The following is a 23,781-nucleotide window of genomic DNA, read 5'->3' as shown; positions in this document are numbered from 1 at the left end:
TTAATTATGTGACAGGGCAAAATAGGTAGAAAAAGATTTAAAACAAAGCAGTTTGGTCATTACCGTCATTCTTTGTTCCTATATCTTTATTTGAATTTTCTATTTGCTCTTCGTCAACCACCTCGATGTCCTCTGTTTGTTGTTCTTTGGGCTCTTCATAAGGTAGCGGGTCCAATAAGTTAATATTTTTCACTTTTTCAGGTGTCAGCTGGTTCCCCAGGGCTTTTATGCCTTTTACAGCGATAAATTCCTCCACATCCACTTCTAGATTGGGCTTGGCTTCCTTGCCTCGCGGTTTTACAAACTCAATTTCCAATTGTGGTCGCCAATCGGTAGAAACCAATTCCATATAGGATTTAGCGCTTTCGGAAATCACCACTTCTTCCTTACTCGGGTTTTCCACTAAAAATCTCTTGAGATAATAGCGTTCCTTTTCTCCATCAAAATGTACAACGGAGATTGGTTTGTTGGGATTCCATTTCTCCAATACGATCATGTCGTCATTAAAACGGGTCAGCAAATCTGGAACAATGGTTTTTACAATGCCTTTTTGTTCAATTACCAAGAGGAGGTCATCCCCCTTAAACTCACCCAGCAACTCTCCTCGCCCATCAACATTTAAACGACTTACCACATCATCAAACCAAATTTTTCTGGGCTTGAGGGTGGAAACGCCTTTTTCCTTGAGTTCCACGCGTTTAATGGCATATTTAGTAACCAAATTTCCTTTAGAGGCTCTTCCTTTTATAAGTACATCCGAGAAATCCAGATCCCATTTCAGTTTCTTGATGCTTCCTGATTGGCGTAGCAAAATAGTGATCACTTCGGCTTCCCCATTCGGGTTAGCTGAGAAATAAAGTACTTCGGCAGAGGTTTTATCTCCCGTTAGTTGATAGATTTTGTCGCGTGTGATGCTGGTGACGTTGAATCGTTTGATGTAACTGGGGCCGCCCTTCATCATCTTATACACCATATTGTATGTGGTGCGCTTGTCTTTTTTCTTGAAGACGGCCACATGGATAATGTTTTTGCCAACAAAAACCTTTGAGTCCACTTTGGTGACCATCATTTCCCCTTTTTGGGTAAAGACAATTATGTCATCGATATCGCTACAGTCCGTAACATATTCGTCTCGCTTCAAAGAAGTTCCAATAAAGCCTTCTTCGCGATTTACATAAAGTTTGGTGTTGCGGATAACCACTTTAGTGGCCTCGATATCATCAAATACTTTAATCTCGGATTTGCGTTCGCGTCCACTGCCGTATTTCTTTTTAAGTTCCTTGAAATAGTCAATGGCAAAATCCACCAAATGCTCCAGGTGATGCTTGGTCTGTGCGATTTTATCTTCCAGGCTATCAATCAATTGTTGCGCCTTTTCCAAATCGAACTTGGAAATACGCTTGATTCGGATTTCGGTCAAGCGAACAATATCGTCTTTGGTCACAGCTCTTTTAAGGTGGCCAATGTAAGGTTTTAAACCTTTATCAATGGCGGAAATTACCCCTTCCCATGTTTCCTCTTCTTCGATATCGCGATAAATCCTGTTCTCAATAAAAATTCGTTCCAATGAGGAGAAGTGCCATTGCTCTTCTAACTCATCGAGCTGTATTTGAAGCTCCGCTTTAAGTAACTCAACGGTATTGTCCGTAGAGCGCTCCAGCATTTCTGTTACCCCAATAAATAGGGGTTTGTTATCTTCAATAACACAGCCTAACGGCGAAATAGAGGATTCGCAGGCGGTGAAGGCATAGAGCGCGTCAATGGTTTTGTCCGGAGAAATTCCATTGGGTAAATGCACTAATATTTCTACCTCTGCCGCGGTGTTGTCCTCAATCTTTTTTATTTTGATTTTCCCCTTATCGTTAGCCTTTAAGATGGAGTCAATTAAAGAGGAGGTATTGGTCCCATACGGTATTTCGTTGATGACCAAGGTGTTTTTGTCCAAGGTTGAAATTTTGGCCCTTACCCTAATTTTACCACCTCGTAATCCATCGTTGTAATTGCTCACATCGATGATTCCTGCTGTTGGAAAATCGGGATATAGCGTAAAACGCTTACCCTTTAAATGTTTGATGGAGGCATCAATCAATTCATTGAAATTGTGCGGTAGTATTTTTGTGGAAAGTCCCACAGCAATACCTTCGGCGCCTTGCGCCAACAATAATGGAAACTTTACAGGAAGGTTGACCGGCTCCTTCTTTCTTCCATCATAAGATAGTTGCCACTCGGTAATCTTTGGACTATAAACTACTTCGAGGGCGAATTTTGAAAGTCGCGCCTCAATATATCGAGACGCTGCGGCTCCATCACCTGTTAGAATGTTCCCCCAGTTTCCTTGGGTATCAATCAATAAATCTTTTTGCCCCAGCTGCACCATGGCATCGGCAATACTCGCATCGCCATGTGGGTGGTATTGCATGGTATGCCCTACTACATTGGCTACTTTGTTGTAACGACCATCGTCCAACTCCTTCAAAGAATGCATAATCCTACGTTGCACGGGCTTAAACCCATCCTCAATCGCAGGAACGGCACGTTCCAATATTACGTAGGATGCGTAATCCAAAAACCAATCCTTATACATTCCGGTAACCTTTACCAGACTGTCTTGGGGCTCTTCATGGTTTTCTAAACCTTCATCGTTCAGTTCTTCGTTCTCTTCCATTTAGAAGGGAGGCATTAGTTTGGTTTATAGTTAGTTTTCTTCGACTAGGTCGAGTTCTACTTTAAGGTTGTTTATGATGAATTCTTGTCTGTCCGGAGTATTTTTACCCATATAAAACTGCAACAGATTATCAATGCTCATGGCTTTATCCAACATTACAGGCTCCAAACGGATATCATCACCTATAAAATGCTTGAACTCATCGGGAGAAATTTCACCCAATCCCTTAAATCGGGTAATTTCAGGTTTACCAGTGAGTTTTTCTATGGCATTTCTTTTTTCTTCTTCACTATAACAATAAATGGTCTCCTTTTTATTGCGCACCCTAAATAATGGGGTTTGAAGAATATATAAATGGTTTTCCTTTATCAGTTCTGGGAAAAATTGCAAAAAGAATGTGATCAGCAATAATCGAATGTGCATCCCATCAACATCGGCATCCGTTGCGATAACGATATTGTTGTACCGCAAATCCTCCATGGAATCCTCAATATTGAGGGCTGCCTGCAACAGGTTAAATTCTTCATTTTCGTACACAATCTTTTTGGACATGCCATACGAGTTCAAGGGCTTACCCCGAAGACTGAATACTGCTTGGGTGTTTACATCCCTGGATTTAGTGATGGACCCCGACGCTGAATCTCCCTCTGTGATAAATAGAGTTGTTTCCAATCTTCGGTCTTTTTTCATGTCCTGCAAGTGCACACGACAATCACGAAGTTTTTTATTGTGCAAGCTTGCTTTCTTGGCACGTTCTCTGGCTAACTTTCGAATTCCGGAAAGTTCTTTACGCTCTTTTTCCGCCTGAACAATTTTGCGCTGCAGGGCCTCGGCAGTTTGAGGATTTTTATGCAAGTAATTATCCAGATACTTTCCAACAAAATCGTTGATGTAGGTTCGAACCGTTGGCAAGTTACCGCCCATATCGGTGGAACCTAATTTAGTTTTGGTCTGACTTTCAAAAACAGGTTCCATTACTTTAATGGAAATAGCAGATATGATGGACTTCCGCACATCGGAAGCGTCATAATTTTTTCCGTAAAAATCGCGAATGGTTTTTACCACGGCTTCACGAAAAGCTGCTTGGTGTGTACCTCCCTGTGTGGTATGTTGTCCGTTTACAAAAGAGTGATACTCTTCACTGTATTGGGTTTTGCTATGGGTCATGGCGACCTCTATATCATCCCCTTTTAGGTGAATGATAGGATAAAGAAAATCCTCTTCGTTATTATTGTCTTCCAATAAGTCCTTTAATCCATTTTCAGAATGGAATTTCTCACCATTAAAAACAATGGTCAAACCTGGATTTAGGTAGACATAGTTTTTGAGCATGCGTTCCACATACTCATTGCGATACTTGTATTTTTTAAAAATGGATTCGTCCGGCGTGAAAGTCACCTTGGTGCCTCGTCTTCTGGAAGATTCTTCCAAAAGCTCCTCATTGGTAAGGTTTCCTGTTTCAAATTCAGCGGTTTTGGATTGCCCGTCCCGGTTAGATTCCACACGAAAATAGGTGGAAAGGGCATTCACGGCCTTGGTACCTACCCCATTCAAACCTACAGACTTTTTAAAGGCGCGGGTATCGTACTTACCACCCGTATTCATTTTGGAAACTACGTCCACTACTTTTCCTAAAGGAATTCCTCGACCGAAATCACGAACATGAACCGTATTTTCCTTGATATTGATTTCGATGGTCTTCCCGGCTCCCATCACAAACTCATCAATGGCATTATCCAGAACTTCCTTTAGCAGGATGTAAATACCATCATCGGCGGAAGAGCCATCACCCAATTTTCCAATATACATTCCGGGTCGCATACGGATATGCTCCTTCCAATCCAACGATCGAATATTATCTTCAGTATATTGGGTATCTGCCATAAGTTTTGGGTTAATCCATGCAATATAAAATTTAGGGGGAAATATAAAAGTTTTGAGAGCAGAAAGTAATCAACAATAGCGCGGATTTATTGTTAATATTAGTGATACTCAGTATTGTTTTTTTCTGTTGATGGAAAGATACGTCACCCCAAAAATCACAACAGCCATTCCCAATAATTGCCAAAGGGTCAATTTTTCATCCAAAAAGACGAATGCCAACAAGATGGTGGAAATAGGACCTAAACTTCCCAAAATGGAAAAATTGGAAGCTCCAAGCCGTTCTATCGCCGCTGACACCAAAAAAGACGGAATGAGTGTAGCGATTATCGCCATGGCAAATCCGTAGGCATAAACAGGCCAAGGATAATCCATGAATTCCCAATTTCCATCTATCACATAATGTAAAACGATGCAAACAGTAGAAACAATCATGGCGTAGCAGGTAAACCGAAGCACCCCAAATTTGGGAATCAACCACCCACTACCCACCAAATAGGAAGCATAAGTGATGGCGCTTAGCAATACTAAAAACCCACCCCATATCACTTGATTTCCAGCAACATCCAATTCATCCCAAAATGTAATAAGCACGCCAAAATAGGTGATTAGAATTGCTATAAATTGAACCCTAGAAATCTTTTGTTTGAAAATAATCCAGGACAGGAACACCACAATGGTAGGGTACACAAATAGAATAATCCGCTCCAGCCCTGCTTTGATGTAGTTCAGTCCTAAAAAATCGAAATAACTGGCCAAATAATAACCAATAAATCCAAAGGCGAACAACCATGCATAATCTTTAGCCTGAATTTTAACAGTGGGACGCTTTTTACGAATCAAAAAGAGAATGATGATGTAAAAAGGAAGCGAAAAAAGCATTCGGAACAATAATAAATCCAACGTATTCACTTGGTATTGATACGCCAATTTTACCATCACGGCTTTTGAGGAGAATAAAACCACTCCCAAGATGCCGTAAAATATTCCTAAGCTTTTGTTGGACATGGAATAAAGCTACTTCCTGTCCGTAATTCTAAAAAAGTAATTGTTTGGGAATTACAATGTTCAACCCTTATACATTGAACCTAAAGTGCATAACATCACCGTCTTTCACTATATATTCCTTGCCCTCAACACGCATACGGCCAGCCTCTTTTACTTTGGCTTCGCTACCGTATTGAATGTAATCGTTATAAGAAATCACTTCGGCACGGATGAATCCTTTTTCAAAATCGGTATGGATAACCCCTGCTGCTTGAGGTGCTGTGGCTCCAACAGGAATGGTCCAAGCACGAACCTCTTTAACTCCTGCTGTGAAATACGTTTCCAAATCCAATAGTTTATAGGCACCGCGAATCAATTTGGCTGAACCTGGCTCGGAAAGACCAAGGTCTTCCAAGAACATCTGACGCTCCTCGTAGGTTTCCAATTCGGTGATATCCGCTTCGGTACCCACTGCCAAAAAGATCACTTCGGCATTTTCGTTCGCAACGGTTTCCTTCACCTTTTCTACATATGCATTTCCCTCTACGGCTGCACCTTCATCTACATTACAAACATACATTACCGGTTTATCCGTAATCAATTGCATGGGTTTTACGAACTCAATACGCTCATCTTCAGAAAGCTCTATGGCACGAACTGAAGTCCCAGCTTCCAAACCATTTTTAAGTTTGGTCAATACTGCTTCTTCTTTTTGGGCTTCTTTGTTTCCGGTTTTGGCAGCACGCTTCACTTTGTCCAGCTTTTTATCCACGCTTTCCAAATCTTTCAACTGCAGCTCCATATCAATTGTTTCCTTGTCTCGAATTGGGTCTACAGAACCATCCACGTGCACCACATTATCATTATCAAAACAACGCAATACGTGCAGAATAGCATCGGTTTCACGAATATTCCCCAAAAACTGGTTTCCAAGGCCCTCGCCTTTACTAGCTCCTTTTACCAAACCAGCAATATCCACAATTTCTACGGTAGCAGGAATCACTCTTTCAGGATTCACCAATTCTTCCAGTTTTTCCAAACGGGTGTCAGGCACGTTTACCACACCAATATTGGGCTCAATGGTACAAAAAGGGAAGTTGGCACTTTGTGCCTTTGCATTGGACAAACAGTTGAACAATGTTGATTTTCCTACGTTCGGCAATCCTACAATACCAGCTTTCATCTAATAAATTTGTGTTTTGAGGGTGCAAATATAAGTTGAAGTTTTGGTACTCGGTGCTAATACCCTTGAATCAATAAGTAAAGACCCATTATCATTAGTCCAATCATGCCAAAAATAGCCACTAGAGACAGTATACATCCTATCTGCTTCCAAATACCCCTATATTCTTTTTCTTCTTTTTGCATAAAAAAACCCCGAACTTAAATTCGGGGCTAAATTAATTGTTTTTTATTCCCTATCCATCAGGGTGCATAAACTTCTGTTTGCCCAAAAGTTCATCTTCTGTTTCTTCGTGATCCTCATCGGGCACACAACAATCTACAGGACATACCGCAGCACATTGTGGCTCCTCATGGAATCCTTTACACTCTGTACACTTGTCTGGAACAATATAATATAGTTCATCGCTAACAGGCTCTTGGGCCTCATCGGCATTTACATCTTTACCGTTGGGCAAAACAACATTGCCGGTCAACGAAGTACCATCACTGTATCTCCAATCATCCGCACCTTCATAAATTGCTGTGTTTGGGCACTCTGGCTCGCAAGCACCGCAGTTTATGCACTCATCTGTTATAATTATTGCCATATTTTTCTTTTCCTTTTAAGCTGATTCTTTCCAGCATGCTTACTTTTGACAAAAATAAACCCTACTAAATTAGTGTACAAATATAATAAGGTCGCATATGCAAACCATGGCAGCTTTTGTTAAACTCGGAAATTATCTAACAGAATTTTGTGAAAATTATTACTCCAACGATGGAAATCCGGATGATGGATTGCTGCAAGCCATTTATAGCGCAGAACAACATAATGGCTGGTTTACAAGGGAAAATATTATGTTTTCATTGCAACAATGGGGGGATGCTTTAACTGAAGAAAACCTTACCGAATGGTTGTCCAAATATGACATTCAACCTTTAGAAGCCCCTAAAACCATCGGAATTGTAATGGCTGGAAACATTCCTTTAGTCGGTTTTCACGATTTTATTTGTGTTTTGCTATCGGGAAATAAGGTGTTGGCCAAATTATCTTCGAACGATAAAATATTGCTTCCTTTTCTAACCAAAGTTTTAATAGATCAAGAACCTTCTTTAAAAGATTACATCGCCTTTGTAGAAGGAAAAATGGAGGATTTTGATGCCGTCATCGCCACAGGAAGCAACAACACCAGTCGCTATTTTGAATATTATTTTGGGAAGAAACCCAATATCATCCGTAAAAATAGAAACTCGGTGGCCATTTTAACTGGAAAAGAAACCAAAGAAGAACTTCAGGCCTTGGGTGAAGATATTTTCCGTTATTACGGATTGGGATGCCGAAACGTATCCAAGATTTTTGTGCCCAAGGATTATGATTTTGAACCGTTCTTCAATGCTATTTTCGAATTCAAGGATATTATCAACGAAAACAAATACGCCAACAATTATGATTACAACAAGGCGGTGTATTTGATGAGCGAGTTCAAAATTTTGGACAACGGTTTTTTGGTGCTAAAGGAAGATGAAAGCCTCTCCTCTCCTATTTCTGCTTTGTTCTACACCTATTATGAAAATGAATCAGATTTAAGAAATCAACTAAAAGCATTGGACGACCAAATTCAATGTGTAGTTTCCGCTAAAGGGGATGTGCCTTTCGGAGAAACCCAAAAACCAAAATTAAACGACTACGCAGACGGAGTGGATACCCTAGAATTTCTGCTTCAACTTTAAATAAATGCATTGCCCAAGAATCGTTTTTTCATCCAAGAAATTTTTCGACCTTTACCCTTCAAATCATCACTATGAAAATGCACAATTTTAGCGCTGGACCTTGTATTTTACCTAAGGAGGTATTACAAAAGGCCTCCGAAGCTGTCGTGGAACTCGATGGCATTGGACTTTCACTTATAGAAATCTCTCACCGTAGCAAAGAGTTTGTGGCCATTATGGAAAAGGCGCGTTCACTAGCTTTAGAGCTTTTAGGGTTGGAGGGTAAAGGATATCAAGCTATTTTCCTACAAGGAGGTGCCAGTATGCAATTTTTAATGACCGCTTATAATTTATTGGATAAAAAAGCAGGTTATGTAAATACTGGAACTTGGAGTCAAAAGGCAATAAAAGAGGCCCGTATGTTCGGTGAAGTTGTGGAAGTTGCCTCTTCCCAAGAAGATAATTTTAAATATATCCCAAAAGGATACAACATTCCTTCTGATTTGGATTATTTGCACCTTACCTCCAACAATACCATTTATGGTACTCAAATCAAGGAATTTCCAGAAACGAATGTACCTTTGGTCTGCGATATGAGTTCCGATATTTTCTCAAGACAACTGGATTTTTCCAAGTTTGATTTGATCTATGCAGGTGCTCAAAAAAATATGGGACCAGCTGGAGCTACTTTGGTGGTGGTGAAGGAAGATATTATGGGAAAAATCACCCGTAAGATTCCTTCCATGCTTGATTATTCAGTGCACGTGAGTAAGGATAGTATGTTCAACACCCCTCCTGTTTTTGCGGTGTACGTTTCTATGCTGACCATGCAATGGCTAAAAGATTTGGGGGGTATCGCGGCTATCGAGGAAATCAATGAGCGTAAAGCCAATCTTATTTATTCTGAAATCGAACTTAATCCCGTTTTCTCTGGATTTGCCGCCAAAGAAGACCGTTCCATCATGAATGCCACATTCAACATTACCGATGATGAACTAAAAGATGTTTTTGATGCCATGTGCAAAGAAGCTGGAATTAGCGGAATCAACGGTCACCGTTCCGTGGGTGGGTATAGAGCCTCAATGTACAACGCACTTCCTTTGGAAAGTGTTGGTGTATTGGTGGATATTATGAGCGAATTGGAAAAGAAAGGATAAACTTAATGACGAAAATTTTAGCCAACGATGGCTTGGCCCAAACGGGCAAAGAATTCCTTGAAAAAGCTGGTTTCGAAGTTAAAAATACCCGTGTTGCACAAGAACAGCTTACTAATTACATCAACAAAAACAACATTGAGGGACTTTTGGTGCGCAGTGCTACCGAAGTTTCCAAAGAAATCATAGACGCTTGCCCAAATCTTAAACTGATTGGCCGTGGCGGTGTTGGAATGGACAATATTGACGTGGGTTATGCACAATCCAAAGGTATTCATGTTTTTAACACGCCCGAAGCTTCAGTGGATTCTGTGGCCGAACTGGTTTTTGCACATCTTTTCGGTGCAGCTCGTTTTTTGCATGATGCGAATCGAAATATGCCCTTGGATGGCGATAGTCAATTTAAAGCACTAAAAAAAAGCTATAAAGGAGGCATTGAACTTCGAGGAAAAACACTTGGGATTATCGGATTTGGTCGCATTGGTCAAGCTGTGGCTAAGATGGCCTACGCTTTGGGAATGAAAGTTATTTTTACAGACCATCATGTTACTGATATCACCTTAGAAGTTCCCTTTTTTGATGGACAATCCATAAGATTTGGACTGAAAGCTTCAGATTTTGAAACGGTTTTAAAAGAAGCTGATTTTGTTTCGATTCATGTGCCTGCCCAAGATTCCTATGTGCTTGGCAAAAAAGAGTTTGAATTGATGAAAAATGGCGCAGGAGTTATCAACACATCCCGTGGTGGTGTTTTGGACGAGGTGGCTTTGGTTGAAGCTTTGGATTCCGACCATCTCGCTTTTGCTGGATTGGACGTGTTCGAATCCGAACCTACGCCAGAAATTCAAATTTTGATGAACCCAAAAATATCCTTGTCGCCACACATTGGTGCTTCAACAATACAAGCCCAAGAACGAATCGGAATTGAATTGGCAAACAAGGTTATCAAATTGCTAAAATAGCTTTTTAACAAGGTGATTTAACCGTTTTAGATGCCACTTTTTTGTACCTTCACCCTCTAACCTTAACTGTATTAAGATGTCAGGATTATTAGATTTATTGAATAGCCCGATGGGGCAACAGCTGGTGAGTGGCGTAGCTGGCCAAACCGGACAAGACGAAAGCAAAACAGCTGATGTACTGAGCATGGCCATGCCTTTGTTAATGGGTGCCATGAAAAAAAACACTACTACTCCGGGTGGCGCACAAGGTTTGATGGATGCCCTTTCTTCAAAACATGATGGTGGAATTTTGGACGACCTTGGAGGTTTGTTCGGAGGGGGTGTCGACCAAAATGTCATGGATGATGGTGCTGGCATTCTAGGCCATATCCTTGGAGCCAAACAACCGCAGGTAGAAAATGCATTGAGCAGTAAATCAGGAATTGATACGGGAACAATTTCTCAAATCCTAAAAATTGCTGCCCCAATTCTTTTGGGATATTTAGGAAAACAAACAAAACAACAATCCGTAAGTACTCCAGACGGTCTAAATGGACTTTTAGGTGGGCTAATGGGCGGAGATAAAGCTGCTGCCAAACAACAATCCTTGGTTGAATCATTTTTGGATAGTGATGGTGACGGCAGTGTGATAGATGATTTGGCCGGTATGGTTTTAAATAGCAGCGGACAGAAAAGCAGTGGTCTAGGCGGCATGCTTGGTGGTCTTTTCGGAAAATAGCATTTTATTAAACATAGTTTAACAAAGCCATTCGGATATCCGAATGGCTTTTTTTGTAACTTATATTCATGAAAAAGAAACTTTTAGCGCCTTTTGGATTTTTATTGGTTTTGATGCTGTTATTGGCTTCGTGTTCTTCGCAAAAAGAGGTTGTTGACATTTCAGAGGATGAAAAAGAATTGTTTAAATCTGACAACGAAGAACCCGTCGAAATATCAGATGAGGAAACCGAATATGAAATTATCATTATAGAACCTGGATTTTATACTTGGTTAAATTCCATTGCTCGTCCAGAGGGCTATTATTCACAATCGTATTTGGAAAACAGAAATGCGGTATTGGTCATCAACTGGAACCAAAGAGTGTTGGATCCTATCCGATTCAATCCTAACCTTTACGAAATGCAAATCAATTACGATCCAAACATAGATTATGGATATGAGGTGAATTACAAACTCTACAATTATTTTATCTATTTCCAACGAAAATACAATCAACGCTTAGGGCCCTTTTTGCCTAGAATATAATGTACTATTTTTGCACCCAATTAATTGGTTCGCATGCAGAAAATTAAAGATCGTTGGGAAATCTCAAACAACTGGCAACTACTTTTTCCAATTTTAGGAGCCTTTCTTACTTTTTTAACGGCATATATGATTGCTCGTAAATTGCTTCATGCTTTCGGCATGAACAATACCGCTGCAGAGTGGATTTTTACGGGAACTGTGAGTATTTCAATTTTCTATGGGCTCATCAAATTTTTTATCTGGTGTTTTAAAAAGCTGGAAAATAAATGGGTGGTGGAACAAAAATGGGAAATGATTGCCATTTTTATTGTTTTTGCCATAACAGGAAGCCTTGCTGGAAAATTAGCAGGTCCATTGGTGCATTGGATAGGATTGGATGATGAAAATGTACCAAAAGCAATCTATTGGACTTGCAGAATTTTGATGATTTTTCCTATTTATCAAATTTTATTGGTATGCATCGGATGGTTGTTCGGTCAGTTTAAATTTTTCTGGGCTTTTGAGAAAAAAATGCTCAAACGAATGGGTTTGGGCTTTCTAGTGCCTTAGTTTAAGTTTTCCTTAACACACAAATTCCATATGGGTTGGTTACATTTGCAGCAGATGACCTCAATCCTCCACAAAAAAACCACCTTTTTCCTATCCCTTATTTTGACTATCGGGATACTGGCTCCCTCAGTTATAAAATTAGGTCATGCCATTTATGAGCATAATTCAGAAAAGCAATGTGTTGCCCAAGGAACGGTGCACATTCACGATGGAGATTTGGATTGTGACTTTCATGATTTTAATCTAGCCTCCAAAGTACTTTTCTCCCCAGTTTTTGAAAATGTTTCCATTGAAGTTCCATATGTAGCACTTCAAACGGATTTTTACGTCACTTCATTTAAACCCCATAAATTTTCGTACCACGCCTTACGAGGTCCCCCTGTTGTTTCTTAATTATTGGATTTTATTTTTTTAACCCTATTAATTTTCACAATGAAACAACTTTATATGTCAATGCTTTTTGCATTGATTCCACTATCCATATTTGCACAAAATACTATTTCTGGAACCATTTCCGATGCAGAAACCGGTGAGCCATTAGAGCAGGTATCCGTATACATTCCACAACTTGAAAATGGCGCTGTTACAGATGAAACGGGTCACTATACTTTAAAAAATTTGCCTGAGGGCAGCTATAAATTGGTGATTTCCTATATCGGTTACGAAACCTATTCGGCAACTTTTGAGATTACTACTGGAACAAATAACTTCGATTACCAAATGATGGCTTCAGCCATTGAAATGGACGAAGTGGTTCTTTCCACACCATTCCACAAATTACAGCGCGAAAATGTGATGAAAGTGGAACAAAAATCAATGGAAGAACTCAAGCAGCAGGGCGGCATCACACTTTCCGAAGGAATCACAAACATCCCGGGGGTTTCTTCTGTTTCAACTGGTGTTGGAATTGGAAAACCCGTGATCCGAGGTCTGAGCTTTAACCGTGTTTTGGTGTACACTCAAGGAATTCGTTTAGAAAATCAGCAATATGGTGGAGAACACGGTTTGGGACTTAATGATGCTGGAATTTCCAGTGTTGAAGTAATCAAAGGACCTGCTTCCTTATTGTATGGTTCCGATGCATTGGGAGGTGTACTTTATTTAAATCCTGAGAAATTTGAAACTTCTGGGGAAACCTCTGGTGATGTAAACATGAGGTATTTTACCAATACATTGGGGTACAATGCCAATGCAGGGTTTAAAACTTCAGGTGAAAAACTAAAATTCTTGGTTCGAGGTGCCTACGCATCCAATGCGGATTATGAAACAGGTGATGGAACAAGTGTTACCAATTCACGATTTAACGAAGCAGACCTAAAAACAGGTTTGGCTTACCAAGCGGCAAAGTTCAAAACAGAATTGCGCTACAATTATAATGCTTCAGATCTTGGAATTCCAGAAGAAATTGGCGTTCAAAACAACGATCGCGAACCGTTGGAGCCTTTTCAAGAACTTTCTACACACATAATCAGTTCCAAAAACAATTTCTTCTTCAAAAAATCGAGTTTGGAGGCCACTTTTGGATATACAGTGAATAATAGAAAGGAGTTTGAGGAGCATCATCACGAAGAAGAACATGAAGGTGAGGAAGAACACGCTGAAGAGGAGGAACATGCAGAGGAAGAACATGGAGAAGAAGAAGGCGCAGCCTTAGATATGCGTTTGAGCACTTTCAATTACAACATTCAATTTAACCCTCAGTGGGGAAAAATGACCACTATCTTCGGAATCCAGGGGATGCACCAAAAAAACGAGAATTTTGGGGAAGAAGTATTGGTTCCCGATGCCATCACCAACGATTTTGGCGTGTTGGCCACATCACACATCCATTTCAATAAGAGTGACCTACAATTGGGTTTGCGTTACGACATTAGGTCTTTGAATGGCGAAGCAAGCGGAATAGAAGGTGATGAGGAGTATATCCCTGCGTTGGATAGAAATTTCAACAGTTTTAATGCGGCTTTGGGTTACCGAATGGATTTGACCCAAAATATTATGGGACGCTTAAATTTGGCTACAGGATTTAGGGCACCTAACCTATCGGAACTCTCTTCCAACGGATTGCACAGTGGAGCAAATCGTGTGGAAATCGGAAATCCGGATTTGGATAGCGAACAAAACTTCCAGATTGATTTGGCTTTGGAATATGGCAATAAACATCTCGAAGCCTACATCAACACCTTTTACAATATTGTGAACGATTACATTTATTTGGAACCTACAGGAGAATTTAGAGAGTTGGATCCTGTTTACGATTTTCAACAGCAAAATGCGATTTTGTATGGTGGTGAATTTGGTTTTCACTTGCACCCACACCCTATCGACTGGTTACATTTGGAAAGTAGCTATGATATTGTTTATGGGGAATTGGATGATAATTCCAATTTACCTTTGATTCCTGCCAACCGATGGACCAATACCTTCAGGGTGGAATGGAAAAAAAGGAACCAAGATTATAAATGCTATGCATTTGTAACGCTTCAAACCAACTTTGACCAAAACAAGGTTGCTGATTTTGAGACACCTACCTCTCGCTATAACTTATTTAATATCGGTGTGGGTGGTGATATGAAAATCTTCAATCAAAAAGTAGGGTACTCCATTACAGGAAACAACATTTTTGATAAGGATTATATTTCTCACTTATCACGATTAAAAGCGGATGGAATTTCCAACATCGGTAGAAATATCTCTTTTAGCTTGAGTGTTCCGTTATAGGATTTACTTCTCATTTTTAAGAGTTTGTCATTCCCGACAGAGCAGTGCGAAGAGGAATCTCTTATCATGAATTTGCAATGGGATTTCTCACTATGTTTGAAATGACAATTAGGGAATTAAAGGTCAATCTTTTTTAGGTTGACCTTTTTTCTTGCTCAAAAGATAGGTGTAAATCCATGTTAGGGTAAATGTGGGAATAAAATCCAAACCAGGAATAAGTTCCTCCGTAAAAGTGATAAGACCAGCTGCTTGTCCTACCCTGCCCTTGTACAAACGGGTCATGAGCCACCCTGCTACCGGGGCCCAGATTACATCGGAAAACTCCCCAATTCCAGGAATTATAAAGGAAATCATTCCAATACCATCAAACAATAACCCCAATAATAGATTGCGGTATTTTTGGTCTTTTTCTTTTGCCATGAATGAAAAATAGGAATTCCCCCCGACTTGGAAAAATCACTTAGGATAAATCGGAACTGATCAACTTCAAAAATTCGTTACGGGTTTCAATTTTTTCAAATTGCCCTCTAAACCCTGAAGTGGTGGTCACAGAATTTTGTTTTTGTACCCCACGCATCATCATACACATGTGCGCAGCTTCAATCACAACAGCAACTCCTTTCGGTTTTAAGGTGTTGTTGATGCATTCCAAAATATCATGTGTCAACCGTTCCTGCACCTGTAATCTTCTTGCAAAAACATCTACCACCCGTGGAATCTTGCTCAACCCTACAATATGTCCGTTTGGAATATAGGCAACGTGGGCCTTTCCAAAGAATGGCAACATATGGTGTTCGCAAAGGGAATACAATTCAATATCCTTGATGATGACCATATCGTCGTAACTTTCTGCAAACATGGCACCCTTTAAAATTTCTTCGGCATCCTGTTTATAGCCTTGGGTTAGAAAAAGCATAGCTTTTGCCGCACGCTCGGGAGTTTTCAATAAACCTTCGCGTTCCACATCCTCCCCAATATCGGTCATAATATTGGCAAAATGTTCCTTGACCTCATTGGTGATTTCAATATTGTATTCCTCAAGGTTTCTATAAGGTGCCATGCTGTAGTTTTTTAGAAAAGTAAGTGTTGAGCTTTTTGATTTTTGGATCTATAATAACTTGGCAATAGGGTTGTTGCCTATGGTCGTTGTAATAATTTTGATGTTCCTCTTCTGCCAAATAAAATGGCTTTTCTTCGGAAATGGCAGTCACTATTGGTGACGCAAAGATGTTTTCTTTTTCTAACAGCGCAATAAACTCCTCGGCCTGTTGCATTTGTTGTTCGTTGGTGTAAAAAATTTCACTTCGGTATTGCGTACCCACATCATTGCCCTGTCTATTTAAAGTTGTTGGATCGTGAGTGGCAAAAAACACCTCTAATAATTCTGTATAGGAAACTTTATTTGGATCAAAAGTTATTTTTATTGCCTCTGCATGACCAGTTCGGCCTGTACATATTTCGCGATAGGCTGGATTTTTAATATTCCCACCTGTATAACCAGAAAGTACTTCAGCAACACCGTTCAAGCGTTGAAAAACGGCTTCGGTACACCAAAAACAACCTCCTGCAAAGATTGCGGTTTCTAAATTGTTGTTATTTTGTTTATCCATTATTATTCAAAGTTAAACAATATTTGATTGAGAAAATGATTCACAACTAATATTTATATTGGGCTTAGTCGAATTTAATTCCAGAAAATACAATCTTTGCTATACAACAGTATTGATTATCTTAGACCAGCGAAGTTGTATTTATGATAAAGGCCACAAACATTCAGAAGAGTTACGGAGACCTTAAAGTTTTAAAAGGGGTTGATCTTGAAATAAAAAAAGGCGAAGTTGTATCTATCGTTGGAGCTTCGGGAGCAGGAAAAACTACCTTGTTGCAGATTTTGGGCACTTTGGACAGTCCGTCCAATGCAAACGATAGCACCTTATTGATCAATGAAACCAACACTACTCAACTGAACGACAAAAACTTGGCCAAGTTCAGAAATGAACATATCGGATTTATCTTCCAATTTCATCAATTGCTCCCAGAATTTACGGCACTGGAAAATGTTTGTATCCCTGCATTTATAAAAAAGACACCCAAGGCTGAAGCTGAAACAAGAGCCAAGGAGTTATTGGATTTTTTAGGGTTGAAAGACCGTTATCACCACAAACCAAACGAACTTTCTGGAGGGGAACAACAAAGGGTTGCCGTAGCACGTAGTTTAATGAATAAACCCTCGGTGGTTTTTGCCGATGAGCCCAGTGGAAATTTAGATTCCGAAAGTGCGGACAACCTTCATAAATTGTTTTTTCAGCTTAGGGATGAATTTGGACAAACCTTTGTTTTGGTAACCCACAATAGAGAACTAGCGGATATGGCCGATCGAAAGTTGACCATGGTGGATGGCGTGATCGTTTCGAAAGATTGATATGACCAAGGCAGAGCTCAAAGAATTTTTGGATGCCAAAGTACTTGAATACAACAATCCCAAGTTTTTGGAGGATGACCCGTTGCAGATTCCACACCTATTTACTCAAAAAGAAGATGTTGAAATCAGTGGATTTTTAACAGCAACCATTGCATGGGGTAACCGAAAGAGCATCATCAACAACGCCACAAAATTAATGGGATTAATGGGCAACTCGCCCATTGATTTTGTAATGAATCATAAGGAAGACGATTTGGAGTCTCTCTCCCCTTTTGTGCACCGTACTTTTAATGGAATTGACCTCGGTTACTTTGTAAAAAGTCTTCAAAATATTTACAAAAACCACGGAGGATTAGAGACGATTTTCACTGAGCACCAGACCAAACACTCCATGCAACCCGCCATTTCTAAGTTTAAAGAGGTGTTTTTTGAGCTCCCCCATCAAAATAGAACCCAGAAGCATGTTTCCGATCCCAATAAAGGTTCCGCAGCTAAACGCATCAATATGTTTTTACGATGGATGGTTCGTGACAATGCCACAGGAGTAGATTTTGGCATTTGGAAAAACATTCCCCCATCCAAACTATCATGTCCCTTGGATGTGCACTCGGGAAATGTGGCCCGCAAGCTAAAATTGCTGAAACGCAAACAGAATGATGCCAAAGCTTTGCAAGAGCTGGATAAGAGTTTAAGAAAATTGGATTCTAGCGACCCCGTGAAATACGATTTCGCCCTATTTGGTTTGGGAGTTTTTGAACGGTTCTAAGGTTGTAAACACCCATTCGTACAGAAAAGCTGATTTTTTATATAAGTTTCTACCATTTAGGTTGTTAAAATATTATCTTAATATCTGCTAAAAAACCATTAACAAACCAACTTATGAAAAATCAACTGCTTTCGGCAATATTCTTACTATTTGCCGCTTTTGGCTTCTCTCAAACTGACAAACGCTTAAAAAATATTGAAAAGGAATTTGAGAAGATTCTAGAAATTACACATGCACCAGGGTTTGCAGTTGCCATTGTTGAAGGCGGTAAAACACTTTATGCCAAAGGTTTCGGATATCGTGATTTGGAAAACAAAATTCCAATGGATGAAAATACGTTGTTGGCCATTGGTTCCTGTTCCAAGGCATTTACCAGTGCAATTCTCGGGCAACTTCGGAACAATGAATCCCTCACCTTTAACGATAGCCCAATCGATTACATACCAGAACTACGGTTTTACAACGATCAATTGAACAACGAAATTAATATCAGGGATTTAATGAGCCATCAAACCGGAATCCCAAGACACGATGGCTCTTGGTACCTCTTCCCTACTTTTAATCGTGATAGTTTGGTTCAAAGAATTCAATATCATGAACCTTTTACAGGACTTCGTCAAAAATGGCACTACAACAACTTTATGTTTTTGTTGCAAGGCGTTATCGCTGAACGAATCACAGGAAAATCTTGGGAAGAGAATATTAAGGAACGTTTTTTTAGCCCCTTACAGATGAATCGTTCCAACCTATCCATCAAAGCATTGGAAAACAGCGAAAATGCCGCTGTAGGTTACGAATATTTTAAGGATAGCATTACCCGAAAAATGGATTATTATCAAATTGCGGCCATGGCGCCAGCCGGAAGCATCAACAGTAGTGTGTCAGAAATGGCCAATTGGCTAAAAGTTTGGATCAACAATGGAAAATTTAAGGATTCCACCATCTTACCGGAAAATTATGTGAAAGAAGCCATAAGTTCTCATGCCGTTATAGGTTCTGGTTATCCTAGCGATGAAAACCCCGATATGTTCTTGGCCAATTATGGGTATGGCTGGATGGTTAGTGCTTACCGAGGGCATTACCGTGTGGAGCATGGTGGTAATATTGATGGGTTTTCAGCAAGTACCGCTTTTTTTCCAACGGATAGTTTAGGTATCGTGGTATTAACCAATCAAAATGGTTCTTCCGTCCCCACATTGATTCGAAATACGGTAGCCGACCATATCTTCAATACCAAGAAAACAGATTGGGCCGATTATTACCGTAAACAGAAAGAAGAAGAACAAAAAGCCAAAGAAGCTGGCAAGAATGCCGCAGATTCAACAGAAATTAAAAATACTACGCCATCGCATGACCTAAGTGCCTATACTGGTTTTTATGAAAACAAGGGATATGGACGTTTTGAAATCACCAAGGAATCCGATTCGCTTTTTGTGCATTTTAAACTGCTTAAATTTTATTTGAAACATCGTTACTATGACATTTTTGAACCTTTGGAAGTGACATCTACAGGTATTGAGGATTTTGATGAAATGCCCGTGAAATTCAATTTTACCACTAATGATGCTGGGGACATATCCTCCATGAAAGTACAAATTGAGCCTTCCCTTGACCACCCTATCGAATTTAAGCGAGAACCCAAGGCGTTGGATTTAGATGTAAGTGAATTGAAAAAATATGAAGGGGAGTACGAACTAACTGGAATAGAAATCAAAGTCTACATAAAGGGTGAAGGTTTGTATATGTTTGTGCCTGGACAACCCGAATATAATTTATTGGCCACGGGTGAAGATGGTTTCAATATTAAAGGACTCGAGGGATTCAAGACTAAATTTAAAACCTTGGAAAATGAAAAAATGAAAGAGCTTGTTTTGATTCAACCCAATGGCACCTTTGTGGCAATGAGGAAGTAAATTTGCTCAATTCATAGCATTGAATTCCTTAAAAACAATCTTTGTTTATTGCTTTTGATGCATATTTGATGTATTATTACACCAAATTAAACAATCATGTCTCGTCAAAGCATTTCATTTACAAAACCCAATGATGATTGGCTAAAATCTCAAGTAGAAAGCCAAGAATATTCCAGTAAAAGTGAAGTAGTCAATGATTTGATACGGCAAGCCAGAAAACAACAAGTTCAAATTGATTGGCTCAAAGCCAAGTTGGAGAAAGCTGAAAATAGCGGATTTACCAATGATAGTAAAGATGATATTTTAGCTCAATCCAAATCAATGTTAAATGGCAAAATATAGACTGAGTACTACTGCAAAAGAAGATTTAATTCGAATTCACCAATACGGGGTTCATAAATTCGGAATGGTTCAAGCTGATAAGTACTTTGAAATATTTTTCGAGTATTTTAATCTTATTGCAAAACAACCCTTTTCATTTGAATCCGTTGATCATATAAAAAAGGGTTATAAACGATGTGTTTGCGGCTCTGATAACATTTATTACAAAATCAACGATGATGTTGTTGAAATAATGGCAATTATAGGCAGTCAAGATTTGAATAATATGCTTTAAATCCAATTAATTTACCCCCCAAACCCATAACCAGGTTCAATATCCAAATTGATTTTTTGTCCACCTTTTGCTATAGATTCGTAAATAGCTTCCACGATGATCATGTCACGTTTACCCATTTCTCCCGGGGCGATATTGGGTTCGTTAAACAAAACGTGTCTTGCAAAATCATCCATTTGGAGCTTTTGTTGGCTTTCATGTGGAAATTTAATCTCATCACCCTTTGAAGTTCTTCCGTGCAACGGTCCATAATTGTTTGCTGGTTGTAATTCAAACCAACCCGAGTTACCAGAAACATACATGGCATTCGCATTAAAATTGTGTGAGGTGGAAATATTCCCCACGGCTCCATTTGGAAATTCAAATTGTGCGGTAATGGTTTCATCAGTTTCTTTAAAATATTCAGGACGTGTACTAAATTCTTGTGCTGAAACCGAAATCGGATTTTGCCCTGTACCATAAATGGCACTTTGAATGGCGTAAACTCCCATATTCATCAACGCCCCACCACCAGATAAGGCTTTATTCAATCGCCATTGGTCAGGATTTCCACCAGAACGATACGCTGCATCTGCCGAAACAAAATTGATATCACCAAAGGTTTTTTCTTTTACAAATTTCTTTACCTGTTTTGTATAGGGCTCAGATTGTAAGCGGTATCCCATTCCCAATTTTACTCCTGCCTCTTTACAAGCATTGATAATGGCATCACACTCTTCAACACTAACCGCCATAGGCTTTTCGCAAATCACATGTTTCCCTGCTTTGGCAGCTCTAATGCAAAACTCTGCATGCATACTATTGGGCAATACCACATAAATGGCATCGATATTGGGATTATTGGCGATATCATCAAAATTTTGATAGTTGTAAATATTCTTTTGTGGGATGTTGTATTTGTCCGCCCAAGTTTTCTCCTTTTCAGGAGTACCCGTAACAATTCCGGCCAAATGACAATATTGTGTGTCCTGCAGAGCAGGTGCCAATTGGTAGGTGCTATAACTTCCCAATCCCACCAAAGCAATGCCCAAGCTTTTTTTATCTTGGTTGTTCCCCATAGCGCAGGCGAAAGGAGCTGCGGAAAACAAAGCGGCACCACCTATGCCCTTGGCAGTGATATTATTAAAATTTCTTCGGGATATTTTTTTCATGGCTTTTGAATTCAGTGAGTTTCATTTTAAAATTAGTGATAATTGCCTAAACTTAGATTTATAAATGCATTTACAATTCTTTTAACAGTTTAAGCCAATTCAAAATCCTTATTTTTAAGCCAACTAATTCAATCTTATAAAATGAAAAAACTTTTACTGTTGGGCTTAACGCTCTGCACTACCCTTGTGTTGGCCCAAGAACGAAAAATCCCCGTCGACACGACCATCACATCCCAACATGCCGTAACCATTAACGGTTCTCGGATTGATTATACCGCTGTAACGGGTATGCAACCTGTTTGGGACGAATTGGGAGAGCCCATTGCAACATTGCATTATACCTACTACACTAAAGATGGTGTAAAGGATAGATCATCAAGACCTTTGTTGATTTCATTTAATGGTGGACCAGGTTCAGGTTCTGTTTGGATGCACTTGGCGTACACTGGACCTAGAATCCTTAAAATTGACGATGAAGGTTATCCTGTTCAGCCTTATGGGGTAAAAGAAAACCCATATTCTGTATTGGACGTTACTGATATTGTTTATGTAAATCCAGTGAATACAGGATATTCCAGAACTATTCCTGAAACAGGAAAAGAGGTTGATCGCAAAAAATTCTTCGGAATCAATGCGGACACCAAATATTTGTCTGAATGGCTGAACACTTTCGTAACAAGAAACAACCGTTGGAACTCTCCAAAATATATTGTGGGTGAAAGTTATGGAGGTACCCGTGTAATGGGGCTTTCCTTGGCGCTTCAAAACCAACAATGGATGTATTTGAACGGGGTAATTATGGTTTCCCCTGCCGATTACAAAGTGTTTAGAGACAACGACCCAGTTTCCAGTGCCTTGAACATGCCGTATTATGCAGCAACGGCTTGGCACCACAAGAAACTTCCTTCTGATTTGCAAAGCAAAGACCTATTGGAAGTGCTGCCGGAAGTAGAAAAATTTACCATTGAAGAATTATTGCCTGCCATTGCCAAAGGAGGGTTTATTCCTGATGCGGAACGTAAAGCGATTGCCGATAAAATGGCCCGTTACTCTGGTTTGGATGCCAAAGACATCATTGATCACAACTTGGATGTACCTACCCAGTTTTTCTGGAAAGCCTTATTGAAAGAAGATGGTGGATACACTATTGGTCGTTTGGACAGCCGTTATTTAGGTATCGATAAGCAATTGTTCGGTACAAGACCCGATTATTCCCCAGAATTGACCTCATGGCTGCACAGTTTTACGCCAGCTATTAACTATTACTTGCAAGAGGAATTGAACTTTAAGACCGACATTAAATACAATATGTTCGGCCCAGTTCACCCTTGGGATGACAGCAATGATAATGTTCGTGACGATCTTCGTCAAGCCATGGCACAAAACCCATACTTGAACGTTTTGGTGCAGTCTGGTTATTATGATGGTGCCTGTACGTATTTTGCAGCTAAATACACCATGTCTCAAGTTGACCCAAGTGGTAAAATGAAAGATAGATTTGAGTGGAAAGGATACCGTTCCGGACACATGATGTATTTGAGAAAAGAAGATTTGAAAACAGCCAATGAAGATATAAGAGCGTTTATTTTAAGAACCCAAGCAAACGGGAAGAGCGCGAAATACTAGTTATTGTAGTTTTATAAAAGCTTTTAAAGCGGTGTGGTTTAATTAGTCACATCGCTTTTTTGTTGCATTTAATTGGTTATATCGCTAAATAATGTAACAAATTTTCAATAATCCATACTTATATGTAAAAATAATATAATTATGGGAGGAGGAGGATTTGCACAACATGCTAAAAATGTAATAGAAGGCAATAGAGCACTACTTAGGTCTCGAGGTAGAAGTAAAAAAACGAAAGAAGATGTATTTGGAAAA

The 23,781-nt window shown here is 39.6% G+C and carries 23 protein-coding genes; 14 read left to right on the top strand and 9 right to left on the bottom strand.

Going from position 1 to position 23,781, the window contains the following annotated elements:
- Nucleotides 1–37: 37 nt before the first annotated feature.
- The 5 genes from ABT310_RS13415 to ABT310_RS13395 form a co-directional block, all read right to left on the bottom strand.
- On the bottom strand, nucleotides 38–2,665 hold the full coding sequence (locus tag ABT310_RS13415) for a DNA gyrase/topoisomerase IV subunit A (RefSeq protein ID WP_375324397.1): 2,628 nt from the start codon (nucleotides 2,663–2,665) through the stop codon (nucleotides 38–40).
- Between the two features lie 30 nt (nucleotides 2,666–2,695).
- Entirely contained in the window at nucleotides 2,696–4,549 is a 1,854-nt protein-coding gene (locus tag ABT310_RS13410; RefSeq protein ID WP_375324396.1) for a DNA topoisomerase IV subunit B, read from the bottom strand.
- Nucleotides 4,550–4,657: 108 nt separating this feature from the next.
- On the bottom strand, nucleotides 4,658–5,554 hold the full coding sequence (locus ABT310_RS13405) for a DMT family transporter (protein WP_375324395.1): 897 nt from the start codon (nucleotides 5,552–5,554) through the stop codon (nucleotides 4,658–4,660).
- Nucleotides 5,555–5,621: 67 nt separating this feature from the next.
- The gene (gene ychF, locus ABT310_RS13400; protein ID WP_375324394.1) at nucleotides 5,622–6,716 is read right to left on the bottom strand and encodes a redox-regulated ATPase YchF; all 1,095 of its coding nucleotides are present in this window, start codon (nucleotides 6,714–6,716) and stop codon (nucleotides 5,622–5,624) included.
- Between the two features lie 235 nt (nucleotides 6,717–6,951).
- Nucleotides 6,952–7,305, bottom strand: coding sequence for a 4Fe-4S dicluster domain-containing protein (locus tag ABT310_RS13395; RefSeq protein WP_375324393.1), 354 nt, complete (start codon nucleotides 7,303–7,305; stop codon nucleotides 6,952–6,954).
- Between the two features lie 106 nt (nucleotides 7,306–7,411).
- Between ABT310_RS13395 and ABT310_RS13390 the strand changes: the two genes are divergently transcribed.
- The 8 genes from ABT310_RS13390 to ABT310_RS13355 all read left to right on the top strand — a co-directional run bounded on the left by ABT310_RS13390 (nucleotide 7,412) and on the right by ABT310_RS13355 (nucleotide 15,035).
- Nucleotides 7,412–8,428 carry an acyl-CoA reductase gene (locus tag ABT310_RS13390; RefSeq protein WP_375324392.1) on the top strand — a complete coding sequence of 339 codons (1,017 nt, stop codon included), beginning with the start codon at nucleotides 7,412–7,414 and terminating at the stop codon, nucleotides 8,426–8,428.
- A 71-nt stretch (nucleotides 8,429–8,499) separates the two neighbouring features.
- The gene (serC, locus tag ABT310_RS13385; protein WP_375324391.1) at nucleotides 8,500–9,564 is read left to right on the top strand and encodes a 3-phosphoserine/phosphohydroxythreonine transaminase; all 1,065 of its coding nucleotides are present in this window, start codon (nucleotides 8,500–8,502) and stop codon (nucleotides 9,562–9,564) included.
- 5 nt (nucleotides 9,565–9,569) lie between these two features.
- Nucleotides 9,570–10,523, top strand: coding sequence for a D-2-hydroxyacid dehydrogenase (locus tag ABT310_RS13380; RefSeq protein WP_375324390.1), 954 nt, complete (start codon nucleotides 9,570–9,572; stop codon nucleotides 10,521–10,523).
- A gap of 76 nt (nucleotides 10,524–10,599) precedes the next feature.
- Nucleotides 10,600–11,241 carry a DUF937 domain-containing protein gene (locus ABT310_RS13375; RefSeq protein WP_375324389.1) on the top strand — a complete coding sequence of 214 codons (642 nt, stop codon included), beginning with the start codon at nucleotides 10,600–10,602 and terminating at the stop codon, nucleotides 11,239–11,241.
- A gap of 68 nt (nucleotides 11,242–11,309) precedes the next feature.
- The gene (locus tag ABT310_RS13370) at nucleotides 11,310–11,768 is read left to right on the top strand and encodes a DUF6146 family protein (RefSeq protein ID WP_375324388.1); all 459 of its coding nucleotides are present in this window, start codon (nucleotides 11,310–11,312) and stop codon (nucleotides 11,766–11,768) included.
- Between the two features lie 33 nt (nucleotides 11,769–11,801).
- Nucleotides 11,802–12,317 carry a DUF6787 family protein gene (locus ABT310_RS13365; RefSeq protein WP_375324387.1) on the top strand — a complete coding sequence of 172 codons (516 nt, stop codon included), beginning with the start codon at nucleotides 11,802–11,804 and terminating at the stop codon, nucleotides 12,315–12,317.
- A gap of 54 nt (nucleotides 12,318–12,371) precedes the next feature.
- Nucleotides 12,372–12,710: a hypothetical protein gene (locus ABT310_RS13360; protein WP_375324386.1), complete on the top strand. Its 339-nt coding sequence runs from the start codon at nucleotides 12,372–12,374 to the stop codon at nucleotides 12,708–12,710.
- Nucleotides 12,711–12,770: 60 nt separating this feature from the next.
- Nucleotides 12,771–15,035 carry a TonB-dependent receptor domain-containing protein gene (locus tag ABT310_RS13355; RefSeq protein ID WP_375326190.1) on the top strand — a complete coding sequence of 755 codons (2,265 nt, stop codon included), beginning with the start codon at nucleotides 12,771–12,773 and terminating at the stop codon, nucleotides 15,033–15,035.
- A gap of 123 nt (nucleotides 15,036–15,158) precedes the next feature.
- On the opposite strand, the gene ABT310_RS13350 is transcribed toward ABT310_RS13355, so the two are convergent.
- Genes ABT310_RS13350 through msrA form a run of 3 tightly spaced genes read right to left on the bottom strand, consistent with a single transcriptional unit; the run spans nucleotide 15,159 to nucleotide 16,645 of the window.
- The gene (locus ABT310_RS13350) at nucleotides 15,159–15,455 is read right to left on the bottom strand and encodes a hypothetical protein (protein ID WP_375324385.1); all 297 of its coding nucleotides are present in this window, start codon (nucleotides 15,453–15,455) and stop codon (nucleotides 15,159–15,161) included.
- Nucleotides 15,456–15,495: 40 nt separating this feature from the next.
- On the bottom strand, nucleotides 15,496–16,095 hold the full coding sequence (folE, locus tag ABT310_RS13345) for a GTP cyclohydrolase I FolE (RefSeq protein ID WP_375324384.1): 600 nt from the start codon (nucleotides 16,093–16,095) through the stop codon (nucleotides 15,496–15,498).
- Entirely contained in the window at nucleotides 16,082–16,645 is a 564-nt protein-coding gene (gene msrA / locus ABT310_RS13340; RefSeq protein WP_375324383.1) for a peptide-methionine (S)-S-oxide reductase MsrA, read from the bottom strand. The genes folE and msrA overlap by 14 nt, the downstream gene beginning before the upstream one ends.
- Before the next feature lie 143 nt (nucleotides 16,646–16,788).
- Between msrA and ABT310_RS13335 the strand changes: the two genes are divergently transcribed.
- The 5 genes from ABT310_RS13335 to ABT310_RS13315 all read left to right on the top strand — a co-directional run bounded on the left by ABT310_RS13335 (nucleotide 16,789) and on the right by ABT310_RS13315 (nucleotide 20,752).
- Entirely contained in the window at nucleotides 16,789–17,457 is a 669-nt protein-coding gene (locus tag ABT310_RS13335; RefSeq protein ID WP_375324382.1) for an ABC transporter ATP-binding protein, read from the top strand.
- A 1-nt stretch (nucleotide 17,458) separates the two neighbouring features.
- Nucleotides 17,459–18,223 (top strand): TIGR02757 family protein, encoded by a 765-nt coding sequence (locus tag ABT310_RS13330; RefSeq protein ID WP_375324381.1) that lies wholly within the window; start codon nucleotides 17,459–17,461, stop codon nucleotides 18,221–18,223.
- Between the two features lie 113 nt (nucleotides 18,224–18,336).
- Nucleotides 18,337–20,136: a serine hydrolase gene (locus ABT310_RS13325; RefSeq protein ID WP_375324380.1), complete on the top strand. Its 1,800-nt coding sequence runs from the start codon at nucleotides 18,337–18,339 to the stop codon at nucleotides 20,134–20,136.
- Between the two features lie 96 nt (nucleotides 20,137–20,232).
- A complete protein-coding gene (locus ABT310_RS13320) occupies nucleotides 20,233–20,478 on the top strand; it encodes a type II toxin-antitoxin system ParD family antitoxin (RefSeq protein ID WP_375324379.1) in 246 nt (81 codons plus the stop codon).
- Entirely contained in the window at nucleotides 20,465–20,752 is a 288-nt protein-coding gene (locus ABT310_RS13315; protein ID WP_375324378.1) for a type II toxin-antitoxin system RelE/ParE family toxin, read from the top strand. The genes ABT310_RS13320 and ABT310_RS13315 overlap by 14 nt, the downstream gene beginning before the upstream one ends.
- A gap of 11 nt (nucleotides 20,753–20,763) precedes the next feature.
- Here the strand turns inward: ABT310_RS13315 and ABT310_RS13310 are convergent, their stop codons facing one another.
- Nucleotides 20,764–21,903, bottom strand: coding sequence for a Gfo/Idh/MocA family protein (locus tag ABT310_RS13310; protein ID WP_375324377.1), 1,140 nt, complete (start codon nucleotides 21,901–21,903; stop codon nucleotides 20,764–20,766).
- 141 nt (nucleotides 21,904–22,044) lie between these two features.
- On the opposite strand from ABT310_RS13310, the gene ABT310_RS13305 reads away from it, so the two are divergent.
- On the top strand, nucleotides 22,045–23,529 hold the full coding sequence (locus ABT310_RS13305) for a S10 family peptidase (RefSeq protein ID WP_375324376.1): 1,485 nt from the start codon (nucleotides 22,045–22,047) through the stop codon (nucleotides 23,527–23,529).
- The last annotated feature ends 252 nt before the right edge of the window (nucleotides 23,530–23,781 follow it).

It is taken from the genome of Flagellimonas cixiensis (genome assembly GCF_042134615.1).
In the GTDB taxonomy this organism is placed as follows: domain Bacteria; phylum Bacteroidota; class Bacteroidia; order Flavobacteriales; family Flavobacteriaceae; genus Flagellimonas; species Flagellimonas cixiensis.
Note: the sequence above shows the minus strand (reverse complement) of the source record. Positions and strands in the feature narration are given on the sequence as shown.

Excerpts from the sequence above, each read along its gene's own strand:
- folE (WP_375324384.1), bottom strand. The coding sequence starts at position 16,095 with ATGGCACCTTATAGAAACCTTGAGGAATACAATATTGAAATCACCAAT.
- ABT310_RS13410 (WP_375324396.1), bottom strand. The coding sequence starts at position 4,549 with ATGGCAGATACCCAATATACTGAAGATAATATTCGATCGTTGGATTGG.
- ABT310_RS13405 (WP_375324395.1), bottom strand. The coding sequence starts at position 5,554 with ATGTCCAACAAAAGCTTAGGAATATTTTACGGCATCTTGGGAGTGGTT.
- ABT310_RS13365 (WP_375324387.1), top strand. The coding sequence starts at position 11,802 with ATGCAGAAAATTAAAGATCGTTGGGAAATCTCAAACAACTGGCAACTA.
- ABT310_RS13390 (WP_375324392.1), top strand. The coding sequence starts at position 7,412 with ATGGCAGCTTTTGTTAAACTCGGAAATTATCTAACAGAATTTTGTGAA.
- ABT310_RS13370 (WP_375324388.1), top strand. The coding sequence starts at position 11,310 with ATGAAAAAGAAACTTTTAGCGCCTTTTGGATTTTTATTGGTTTTGATG.
- ABT310_RS13305 (WP_375324376.1), top strand. The coding sequence starts at position 22,045 with ATGAAAAAACTTTTACTGTTGGGCTTAACGCTCTGCACTACCCTTGTG.
- ABT310_RS13330 (WP_375324381.1), top strand. The coding sequence starts at position 17,459 with ATGACCAAGGCAGAGCTCAAAGAATTTTTGGATGCCAAAGTACTTGAA.
- ychF (WP_375324394.1), bottom strand. The coding sequence starts at position 6,716 with ATGAAAGCTGGTATTGTAGGATTGCCGAACGTAGGAAAATCAACATTG.
- ABT310_RS13395 (WP_375324393.1), bottom strand. The coding sequence starts at position 7,305 with ATGGCAATAATTATAACAGATGAGTGCATAAACTGCGGTGCTTGCGAG.
- ABT310_RS13310 (WP_375324377.1), bottom strand. The coding sequence starts at position 21,903 with ATGAAAAAAATATCCCGAAGAAATTTTAATAATATCACTGCCAAGGGC.
- ABT310_RS13360 (WP_375324386.1), top strand. The coding sequence starts at position 12,372 with ATGACCTCAATCCTCCACAAAAAAACCACCTTTTTCCTATCCCTTATT.
- ABT310_RS13380 (WP_375324390.1), top strand. The coding sequence starts at position 9,570 with ATGACGAAAATTTTAGCCAACGATGGCTTGGCCCAAACGGGCAAAGAA.
- ABT310_RS13375 (WP_375324389.1), top strand. The coding sequence starts at position 10,600 with ATGTCAGGATTATTAGATTTATTGAATAGCCCGATGGGGCAACAGCTG.
- ABT310_RS13355 (WP_375326190.1), top strand. The coding sequence starts at position 12,771 with ATGCTTTTTGCATTGATTCCACTATCCATATTTGCACAAAATACTATT.
- ABT310_RS13325 (WP_375324380.1), top strand. The coding sequence starts at position 18,337 with ATGAAAAATCAACTGCTTTCGGCAATATTCTTACTATTTGCCGCTTTT.
- ABT310_RS13315 (WP_375324378.1), top strand. The coding sequence starts at position 20,465 with ATGGCAAAATATAGACTGAGTACTACTGCAAAAGAAGATTTAATTCGA.
- serC (WP_375324391.1), top strand. The coding sequence starts at position 8,500 with ATGAAAATGCACAATTTTAGCGCTGGACCTTGTATTTTACCTAAGGAG.
- ABT310_RS13415 (WP_375324397.1), bottom strand. The coding sequence starts at position 2,665 with ATGGAAGAGAACGAAGAACTGAACGATGAAGGTTTAGAAAACCATGAA.
- ABT310_RS13335 (WP_375324382.1), top strand. The coding sequence starts at position 16,789 with ATGATAAAGGCCACAAACATTCAGAAGAGTTACGGAGACCTTAAAGTT.
- ABT310_RS13350 (WP_375324385.1), bottom strand. The coding sequence starts at position 15,455 with ATGGCAAAAGAAAAAGACCAAAAATACCGCAATCTATTATTGGGGTTA.
- msrA (WP_375324383.1), bottom strand. The coding sequence starts at position 16,645 with ATGGATAAACAAAATAACAACAATTTAGAAACCGCAATCTTTGCAGGA.
- ABT310_RS13320 (WP_375324379.1), top strand. The coding sequence starts at position 20,233 with ATGTCTCGTCAAAGCATTTCATTTACAAAACCCAATGATGATTGGCTA.